Annotated in this window: 8 protein-coding genes; 4 read left to right on the top strand and 4 right to left on the bottom strand. The window is 67.8% G+C overall.

What is annotated here, in order from left to right; translation table 11 throughout:
• Window positions 1-446: 446 nt before the first annotated feature.
• Window positions 447-929 (top strand): pyridoxamine 5'-phosphate oxidase family protein, encoded by a 483-nt coding sequence (locus AB0F41_RS31095; RefSeq protein WP_357430080.1) that lies wholly within the window; start codon window positions 447-449, stop codon window positions 927-929.
• Between the two features lie 55 nt (window positions 930-984).
• A complete protein-coding gene (locus AB0F41_RS31100) occupies window positions 985-1,560 on the top strand; it encodes a TerD family protein (protein ID WP_357430082.1) in 576 nt (191 codons plus the stop codon).
• Here AB0F41_RS31100 and AB0F41_RS31105 read toward each other — a convergent pair.
• Entirely contained in the window at window positions 1,557-1,952 is a 396-nt protein-coding gene (locus tag AB0F41_RS31105; protein ID WP_357430084.1) for a DUF4345 domain-containing protein, read from the bottom strand. The two genes, AB0F41_RS31100 and AB0F41_RS31105, sit on opposite strands and share 4 nt — an antisense overlap.
• A 113-nt stretch (window positions 1,953-2,065) precedes the next feature.
• Here AB0F41_RS31105 and AB0F41_RS31110 point away from each other — a divergent pair, with 113 nt between their 5' ends.
• Complete coding sequence (locus AB0F41_RS31110) at window positions 2,066-2,677, top strand: helix-turn-helix domain-containing protein (RefSeq protein WP_357430086.1); 612 nt, start codon at window positions 2,066-2,068, stop codon at window positions 2,675-2,677.
• Here AB0F41_RS31110 and AB0F41_RS31115 read toward each other — a convergent pair.
• Complete coding sequence (locus tag AB0F41_RS31115; protein WP_357430088.1) at window positions 2,660-3,487, bottom strand: NAD(P)H-binding protein; 828 nt, start codon at window positions 3,485-3,487, stop codon at window positions 2,660-2,662. The two genes, AB0F41_RS31110 and AB0F41_RS31115, sit on opposite strands and share 18 nt — an antisense overlap.
• Window positions 3,488-3,589: 102 nt before the next feature.
• On the opposite strand from AB0F41_RS31115, the gene AB0F41_RS31120 reads away from it, so the two are divergent.
• Window positions 3,590-4,189, top strand: coding sequence for a TetR/AcrR family transcriptional regulator (locus tag AB0F41_RS31120; protein ID WP_357430090.1), 600 nt, complete (start codon window positions 3,590-3,592; stop codon window positions 4,187-4,189).
• A gap of 10 nt (window positions 4,190-4,199) precedes the next feature.
• On the opposite strand, the gene AB0F41_RS31125 is transcribed toward AB0F41_RS31120, so the two are convergent.
• Together AB0F41_RS31125 and mfd are read right to left on the bottom strand one after the other, a co-directional pair.
• Window positions 4,200-4,850 carry a MazG family protein gene (locus AB0F41_RS31125; RefSeq protein WP_357430094.1) on the bottom strand — a complete coding sequence of 217 codons (651 nt, stop codon included), beginning with the start codon at window positions 4,848-4,850 and terminating at the stop codon, window positions 4,200-4,202.
• A gap of 95 nt (window positions 4,851-4,945) precedes the next feature.
• A complete protein-coding gene (gene mfd / locus AB0F41_RS31130; protein ID WP_357430092.1) occupies window positions 4,946-8,560 on the bottom strand; it encodes a transcription-repair coupling factor in 3,615 nt (1,204 codons plus the stop codon).
• Window positions 8,561-8,855: the final 295 nt, after the last annotated feature.

An 8,855-nucleotide genomic window follows, 5' to 3' on the forward strand; every position in this document is an offset into this window, starting at 1 on the left:
CCCTCGAGACTCGCGGCTGCGCCGCCTCGCTTCGAGGGCTGACAGCAGACGCGGGCCGAACCCTTTGTGGGCCTCGCTGAACTCGGCACCGAGAAAGTGACCCATTCTCCGGACGAGCCCGATCCGGATCGGAACCGGGCAGTGACGCTGGTACCGGACCATGCGCTGCGTTGCGCGGGTGCCTTCGCGGAGGGGCCGCCTCAAACCCACCTCCCGCCCTTCGCGAAGGGCCACCCCCGAATCACACCCCCACCTCCCGAATTCCAACTCCACCTCCGCTTCTGAGGCTCCCCTTGGTTCCGGGGCACCGATCCCGTACCGCGGCACAGCGTTCCGATGCAGGTGGGAAGGCTGCACTTATGCCGCACCCGTGCGCACCGGCCTCTAGACTGGTGAGGGCTGCGGCATTTCCTCCGCCGTGGCACGTCGATCCAGGAGGGGACGATATGGCACCCGGACTCAGCCCTACGGAAAACCCGGCGACCGACCATCCTGAACTGGAGGCGCTGCCGGAGTGGCCGCAGGAGACCATCGCTGTCCTGGTCACCACGGATCCCGCTCCGCACGCCATTCCGGTCTCGTGGCCCGTGCGCGCCGGTGATCGCCGTATTCTGCTGAGTCTCAAGTTCGATCGCGGATCGCTGGCCCGGCTGCGGGAGCGGCCGCAGGTCGCTCTTCTGATCCTCGGCGGCGGCAACGTGGCATTGTGTGCACGTGGCGCGGCGAAGGTGATCGCCGAGGAGATGCCCGGCGCCGACGACTATGTCGCGGTCCGTCTCGACGTGGACTCCATCGACGACCACCGGCAGTCGGCCTTCATGGTCGCCCAGGGGATTCAGCGCACCGTCCTGGACGACAGCGAATTGCACGCTCTGGAGCACCGGGTCGCGACGTTGAAAACCTGGGCGGAGAACGAAGAGAAGAACTGAAGGCGGAAGCCGCGGCTTCGTGCGGACCGGCGCGCGGCGCCGTGGAGAGGAGATCATGAGCGTCAATCTGGCCAAGGGCGGCAATGTCTCGCTGTCCAAACAGGCCCCCGACCTGACCAAGGTCGCCGTCGGACTCGGCTGGGACGTGCGCACCACCACGGGCGCCGACCACGACCTCGATGCCAGCGCCCTGGCCACCGGACCGGATCTGAAGGTCCTCTCGGATCTGCATTTCGTGTTCTACAACAACCTTCGGTCCCCGGACGGCTCGATCGAGCACACCGGCGACAATCTCACCGGTGCGGGCGACGGTGACGACGAGGTGATCAACGTCGACCTCGCGAATACGCCGGAGACGATCACCAATATCTTCTTCCCGGTTTCCATTCACGACGCCGATCAGCGCGGGCAGTCCTTCGGGCAGATCCGTAACGCCTATATCCGCGTGGTCGATCTGGGCACCGGCGCCGAACTCGCCCGCTACGACCTCTCCGAGGATGCCTCTTCCGAGACGGCGATGGTGTTCGGCGAGCTGTACCGGCGGCAGGGCGAGTGGAAGTTCCGCGCGATCGGGCAGGGTTACGCGTCGGGGCTGGCCGGTATCGCCCGCGACTACGGCGTGAACGTCTAGGCCGTCACCGGAATGGGCCGGCTCTCGACTCCGCGGACCAGCCAGAAGTAGAGGGGTGGCAGTACCAGTTCGAGGACGGTCAGCCCGATGACGAACGGGTGCGGCCAGCCGTGCGCGGCCACCGAGAAGAAACGGGACAGGCCGCCCACGAACATGATTCCGGCGAGCCACCGGACCGCGTTGCCGTGTATGGGTGACTGGCGTACCGCCCAGATCCAGGCGAGTCCGTAACCCGCGAATATCGCGCCGAAGAAGCGGTTCTGGTTGTCATCGGTTGCCGTGAGGGCCCCCGTATCCGGAACCGCCTCCGGGCCGATGACGATATGCGCGATTCCGATCAGGGTGCAGATGATGCCCATCATCCAGCAGAGCGACCGCAGCGTCTTTTCCATATGAGTACTCCCCATCGAATCCCCTGCGCGCCGCACGCGACCAGAGTTAGTTGACGTGTGTCTACTAAGACCATACGACGGCCGGTAGACACGCGTCAACTAACCTGGGCGAAATGAACACCCGCCGTCGACTCGCTCCGGAAGAACGCCGCGAACTGCTACTCGACGCCGGTGAGCGCCTCTTCGCCGAACGGGCCTACGACGAAGTACTCATGGAAGATGTGGCGGCCGGCGCCGGAGTCTCGCGGGCGCTGCTGTACCGCCACTTCCCCAACAAGCGTGAACTGTTCGCCGAGATATACCGGCGCGCGACCGCCCAGCTGCTCGACAACACCGTCCTGGACTCGCACCGACCGCTGGCCGACCAGCTGGCCGCCGCCCTGGACACCCATATCGACTATTTCGAGGCCAACGCGCATTCGGTGATCGCCGCCAACCGCCAGCTCGCGGGCGATCCCACCATCCAGGCGATCATCTGGGGCGAACTGGGCGAACTGCGCCACCGCATGGTCGATATCACCGGCCTCACCGGAGACCTCCGCGATATGGCGTCGTCGGTGATCATGAGCTGGCTGACATTCGTCCGGGTACTCACGGTCGACTGGCTGGAGCAGCGCTCATGCACCCGCGATCAACTCCGGGATATCTGCATCGGCGCTCTCGCCGGGGCACTGGGGCCGATCCTCCCAGTGGAACACCGGAAGATCTCAGGCGTCGAACGCTGAAATATGGTCGGCCAGGAACTGGTCCAGTGTCCGGGGTGCACGGCCCGTGACCTCCTGGACCATGGGGTGTACCTCCGCCCAGCTCCGGCCCATCGCCGCCTGCATGGCGGGCAGGTCGGTGGCGAGCGGCTCCGGAACACCCTCGGCGGCCAGCCGCGCGGCCAGCTCCGAGACCGGCAGATCCACGTACCGGATCTCACGGCCGAGCGCGGTCGTCATGGCGGCGGCGATTTCGTCGTGTGTCGGCGATTGCGGCCCGGTCAGGATGTAGTCGCGCGACTCACCGACAGGCGCGGTCAGCAGCGCGGCCGCCACGTCGCCGATATCTCTGGCGTCTATGTAGTTGACCGCCGCCTTGCCATAGGAGCCGTAAAAGCGGTCGAGTTTCAGATCGGCGACGAAGTTCTGCATGAAACCGGTGGGCTGCAGGATCGCGTACAGCACACCCGAAGTCCGCAGATGTTCGTCGACCTCGCCGTGCACTCCCATTGCGAGGGTCTTGCCGGGTTCGGCACCGAGCACCGATACCGCCACGATCTGTGCGACACCGGCCGCCCGGGCCAGGTCGATGACCTCGTTGAAGGTCTCGACGAAGCGCGGGAAGGGCATGGCGTTGAGGAACAGCCGGTCACCGGCAGAGAGCGTCGCGACGATCGATTCCGGTTCGTTGAAATCGCCGAGTACGGTCTCGACGCCCAGCTCGACCGGCCGGCGCACCACCGCCCGCACCTCCCGGCCGAAGCCCTGGCTCCGCAACCGCCGGATGAGTGCCCCGCCGATGGTCCCGGTGCCGCCCGTCACCACGATCATGCTGTCTCCCTGAAGTGCGACCAAATGGAACCGGAACGTCCAGTTCCGGTTCAGTGAGACGATACACTAACCGGAATTCAATCGTCCATTTCTGGAGGAACCATGCGCGCGGACGCCAGGCGCAACCTCGACAAGATCGTGGCGGCGGCCGCCGAGGTCGTGGCCGAATACGGGGTCAACGCGCCGATGAAGGCCGTCGCCGACCGGGCCGGGGTCGGGGTCGGCACCCTCTACCGCCGCTTCCCCGACCGCAACGCCCTGATCGCGGCCATCGGCCTGCACTACCTGGATTCGATCGCCCAGGCCCTGGCACACGCCGCCGGTGAGAGCACCGATGCCTGGAGTGCGATCAGGCAGTTCGTCATGTGGGTCGCCGAGTCGGGCCGGGGCGCGCTGGCCGCCGCACTGGCCGAACTGCCCGACGAGGCGTTCACGGAGAACGCGGAGTTCGCCGCGGAACGGTTCCGCTGGGTGCAGCAACTCGAGGATCTCGTCCGCCGGGCCCGGGCCGACGGCACCATCAGACCCGACGTGCGCGGCGACGATATCGTCTACCTGCTCAACGTCTTCACCTGCCATCCCGACGCGTTACCGGGGCCCGTAGCCGACCGGCCCATGAAGTACCTGCATTACATGCTCGACGGTATGCAGGCGGCAGCGGCGACTCCCCTCGCGGGGCAGGAGACCACGGCCGTCTCGTAGGACTCCGTGGTCAGGGGGCAGTGGGCCAGTATCGGTGCCAGTCCGCGGGCGAGAGTGGGAGCCGGGCGCCGCGGGCCAGTTCGGCGGCATCCTCGGCCCGGCGGATGGCGGCGGCGAAGGCCAGCGTCGCCTTCCGAACGATCTCTTCCGCGCTTTCCGGGCCGCCGAGGTGGACCACCCGAAGGGCCTCCGGTATCAGTTCCGCGGGCAGACCGGCGCGAGCACTGCGGGAGCGCACCTTCTCGGCGAGAGCCAGGGCAGGTTGCGCCATCGCGATACCGTCGAGGCAGGAGCGCCTCGTCTTCTCGGCGGATTTCCGTTCCTCCCAGGCCTTTTCCTGCGCCGCGACCTTCTCTTCGACGGTGACCGCCGCGCCGGCGCCGGATTCCTCCGGCCCCGCCACCAGATGGGGACTGCGATTCACCAGCTTGGCCACCAGGGTGGCCGCCACATCGTCGACGGTGAATTCTCCGGCCGCCTGGGCTATCCGGGAGTGGAACAGTACCTGCAACAGGAGATCGCCCAGTTCCTCCCGGATGGTGGCGACGTCCTCCTGCTGGATCGCGTCGAGCAGCTCATAGGTTTCCTCGAGCAGGTAGGGGCGCAGCGAATCGTGGGTCTGGGTGACCTCCCAGCCGCCGAACCGCCACAGCCGATCCATCACCTCGACGGCCTCGGTCAAACCCGCCGCGACTGTTGCGGTTTCCCGGTCGAGGACACCGGGTTCCGGATCGGCCGCGGATCCGTGCTCGGCGGTCATCGCGACGGGGACACCTCGGTCGCGACGGTGAGGTCCACCGCACCCGCGGCCTTACCGTCCAGTGCCAGCAGCAGATCCGCCAGGTACTGCAGCAGCGCCACATCGCGAAGCCGGTCGGCGCCGACGCTGTCGCGTACCCGCGGCAGCGGTAACTGCACCACGCCGCTCGCGGCGCGATAGCTCGCGCTGGGATAGATCCGCTTGAGCCGCAACTGTTTCGAATCGGGCAGCGACAGCGGCGACACCTTCACCGTGGTACCGGTGACCGCGATTTCGGTGACGCCGTACTCGCGCGCCAGCAACCGCAGCCGGGCCACCGACACCAGCCGGCCCACCTCCACCGGCAACGGCCCGTACCGGTCCACCAGTTCTTCCACCACTCCGGCCAGCGCCGGATCGTCATGGGCGGCGGCGAGTTTCCGGTACGCCTCCAGCCGTAGCCGGTCGCTGGCGATGTAGTCGGGCGGGATATGCGCGTCCACCGGCAGATCGATCCGGACCTCTTTGGTCTCCTCGGTAGTGATCGGCTTCCCGTCGGCGGCCGCCCGGTAGGCCTCCACCGCCTCGCCGACCAGCCGCACATACAGATCGAAACCCACACCGGCGACATGCCCGGACTGTTCCGCGCCGAGCACATTGCCCGCGCCCCGGATCTCCAGATCCTTCATGGCCACCGCCATACCGGCGCCGAGATCGGAGTTCTGCGCGATGGTGGCGAGCCGGTCGTAGGCCGTCTCCGTGAGCGGTTTCTCCGGGGGATACAGGAAATACGCATAACCACGTTCGCGGCTGCGCCCGACCCGGCCGCGCAACTGATGCAGCTGTGACAGCCCGAGCGCATCCGCCCGTTCCACGATCAACGTATTGGCATTGGAGATGTCCAGGCCGGTCTCGATGATGGTGGTGCACACCAGCACGTCGTATTCACGTTGCCAGAACCCCTGCACGGTGCGCTCGAGGGTGTCCTCGTTCATCTGCCCGTGCGCGACCACCACCCGCGCTTCCGGGACCAGATCCCGGATCCGCTTGGCCGCCTTCTCGATCGACGACACCCGGTTGTGCACATAGAACACCTGGCCGTCGCGCAGCAGTTCCCGGCGGATCGCGGCGGTGACCTGTTTGTCGTTGTAGCCGCCGACATAGGTCAGCACCGGGTGCCGTTCCTCGGGCGGGGTGAGGATCGTCGACATCTCCCGGATCCCCGCCAGGCTCATCTCCAGGGTGCGCGGGATCGGCGTCGCGGACATGGTCAGTACGTCCACATGTGTCCGCAGCGCCTTGATGTGTTCCTTGTGTTCGACGCCGAACCGCTGCTCCTCGTCCACGATCACCAGGCCGAGATTCTTCCAGCGCACGCCGGTCTGCAGCAGGCGGTGGGTGCCGACCACGATATCGACCTCGCCCTCGGCCATCCCGGCCAGCACCTCGCGGGACTCGGCGGGATCGGTGAACCGCGAAAGCCCCCGCACGGTCACCGGGAATCCGGCGAGCCGCTCGGTGAAGGTCTGCAGATGCTGCTGGGCCAGCAGGGTCGTCGGCACCAGGACCACCACCTGCTTACCGTCCTGCACCGCCTTGAACGCCGCCCGGACCGCGATCTCGGTTTTGCCGTAGCCGACGTCGCCGCACACCACACGGTCCATCGGCACGGCCTTCTCCATATCCGACTTCACATCGGAGATGGCGGTCAGCTGATCGACGGTCTCGGTGAAGACGAACGCGTCCTCCATCTCCCGCTGCCACGGGGTGTCCGGACCGAACGCGTGCCCCGGGGCGGCCTGCCGGGCGGCATACAACTGCACCAGTTCGCCCGCGATCTCCCGGACCGCCTTACGCGCCTTACGTTTGGTGTTCGCCCAGTCCGCGCCGCCCAGTTTCGACAGGCTGGGCAACTCCCCGCCCACATATCGCGAGAGCTGGTCCAGCGACTCCATCGGTACGAACAGCCGATCGCCGGGCTGACCGCGTTTACCGGGCGCATACTCGATGACCAGGTATTCCCGCCGCGCCCCGCCGACGGTGCGCTCGATCATCTCCACGAACCGGCCGATCCCGTGCTGATCGTGGACCACCATGTCCCCGGAGTTCAACGCCAGTGGATCGACCTGGTTACGGCGTTTGGCGGGCAGCCGCTTCCCATCACCCGGCGCGGTCACCCGGTTACCGGTGAGATCGGATTCGGCGACCACCACCAGACCGGCGTCACCGAAGATCACCCCGTCGTGCAGCGAACCGCACAGCACGCCCACGACTCCGGGCTCGGGTTCCGCGCCCGCCGCCAGCTGCGCCGCCGGAACCTCCGCTTCACCGAGACGTTCCAGCGTGCGCTGCGCGGTGCCGTGACCCGCCAGCACCACCACCGCGCGGCCGCCGGTCAGCACATGCGCGCGCAACGAGGCGAAAATGGTCGCCACCAGTTCATCGGACCCGCGCGCCGTCGGCCCGGACTGCACCGGCAGCTCCACCTCGGCCGGGTCACCCGAAGCCAGCGGGCTCAGCGTCCACCAGGGCAGTTCACGGTCGTCGGCGCTGTCGCGGATCTCCGACAGCGGCCGGTACGCCGACGCGGCCAGGTCCAGGCCGTGCGCGCCCAGCGGGGCGTCACCACCGAAGGATGCCGCCGTCCACGACGCCTCCAGGAACTCCTCCCCGGTACGCATCAGATCGGCGGCGCGGGTGCGGACCTTCTCCGGATCGCACACCAGCAGATGAGTGCCGCCGGGCAGCTGGTCGGTGAGCAACCGCAGCTCCCCGGGCTGCAACACCGGCAGCAGCGCCTCCATCCCCTCCACCGGGATGCCCTCGCCCAGCTTGTCCAGCATTTCCACCAGCGCCGCGTCCGCCGGATTGGCGGCCGCCACCGCCGCCGCCCGCTCCCGCACCGCGGCCGTGAGCAGCAGCTCCCGGCACGGCGGCGCCACCACCGCGGTCAGCGAGGTCTCCCCCAGCGACCGCTGATCGGCCACCGAGAACTCCCGCAACTCGGTGACCTCGTCACCCCAGAACTCCGCCCGGACCGGATGGTCGGCGGTCGGCGGAAACAGATCCAGAATGCCGCCGCGCACCGCGAACTCACCGCGCTTGCCGACCATATCCACTCGCGTATACGCGAATTCGACCAGCCGCGAAACCAATTCGTCGAAATCGGCTTCCCCGCCGATCCGCAACACGATCGGTTCGATATCCCCCAGCCCGCTCGCCATCGGCTGCATCAGCGACCGCACGGTGGTCACCACGACCCGCAACGGTTCCGGAAACACCGGATCGTCCGGATGCGCCAGCCGCCGCAACACCTCGAGCCGGCGGCCCACCGTATCCGCGCCCGGGGACAGCCGCTCGTGCGGCAACGTCTCCCACGACGGGAACTGGGCCACCGCCGCCCCCAGCATCTCGGTGAGCTCCAGCGTCAGATCATCGGCTTCCCGTCCGGTCGCGGTGACCAGCACCACCGGACGCTCGCCGGCCACGGTCGCCGCCACGAACGACCGCACCGCCGCCGGCGCCACCAACTCCACCGGCGACTGCCCGAGCATCCCCGAAACGGTCCGCAAGGCGGCATCGGCACCGGCTACCGCGGCCAATCCCGCCAATGGCGGACGAGGGGCAGACATGTTCTCTCCTGAATACGAACGAAACAGTTCTTTCCCGGCCGAGTGGAGTTTATCGGCGACCCTCCGAGCCGACCGCGCCGGTCTCGGGAAACCTCCCTGAGGGCACCACCCCACCAACCCGCAAACCTTCCCCTCCCGGCCCGCGCACGCCCCGGCCACCAACCGCGATCCGTATGGTCCGTCCCGCCAACCGGCCCACCCCCTCGGCGCCGAGTTCAGCGAGGCCCTGAAAGGGTTCGGCCCGCGTCTGCTGTCAGCCCTCGAAGCGCATGTGGCGAAGCCACGAGTCTCGAGG

The sequence above is a fragment of the Nocardia sp. NPDC024068 genome, from assembly GCF_040638875.1.
In the GTDB taxonomy this organism is placed as follows: Bacteria; Actinomycetota; Actinomycetes; order Mycobacteriales; family Mycobacteriaceae; genus Nocardia.

Bases quoted from the DNA above. Each gene is read 5' to 3' on its own strand.
- AB0F41_RS31095 (WP_357430080.1), top strand. From the start codon at position 447: ATGGCACCCGGACTCAGCCCTACGGAAAACCCGGCGACCGACCATCCT.
- AB0F41_RS31100 (WP_357430082.1), top strand. From the start codon at position 985: ATGAGCGTCAATCTGGCCAAGGGCGGCAATGTCTCGCTGTCCAAACAG.
- AB0F41_RS31105 (WP_357430084.1), bottom strand. From the start codon at position 1,952: ATGGAAAAGACGCTGCGGTCGCTCTGCTGGATGATGGGCATCATCTGC.
- AB0F41_RS31110 (WP_357430086.1), top strand. From the start codon at position 2,066: ATGAACACCCGCCGTCGACTCGCTCCGGAAGAACGCCGCGAACTGCTA.
- AB0F41_RS31115 (WP_357430088.1), bottom strand. From the start codon at position 3,487: ATGATCGTGGTGACGGGCGGCACCGGGACCATCGGCGGGGCACTCATC.
- AB0F41_RS31120 (WP_357430090.1), top strand. From the start codon at position 3,590: ATGCGCGCGGACGCCAGGCGCAACCTCGACAAGATCGTGGCGGCGGCC.
- AB0F41_RS31125 (WP_357430094.1), bottom strand. From the start codon at position 4,850: ATGGATCGGCTGTGGCGGTTCGGCGGCTGGGAGGTCACCCAGACCCAC.
- mfd (WP_357430092.1), bottom strand. From the start codon at position 8,560: ATGTCTGCCCCTCGTCCGCCATTGGCGGGATTGGCCGCGGTAGCCGGT.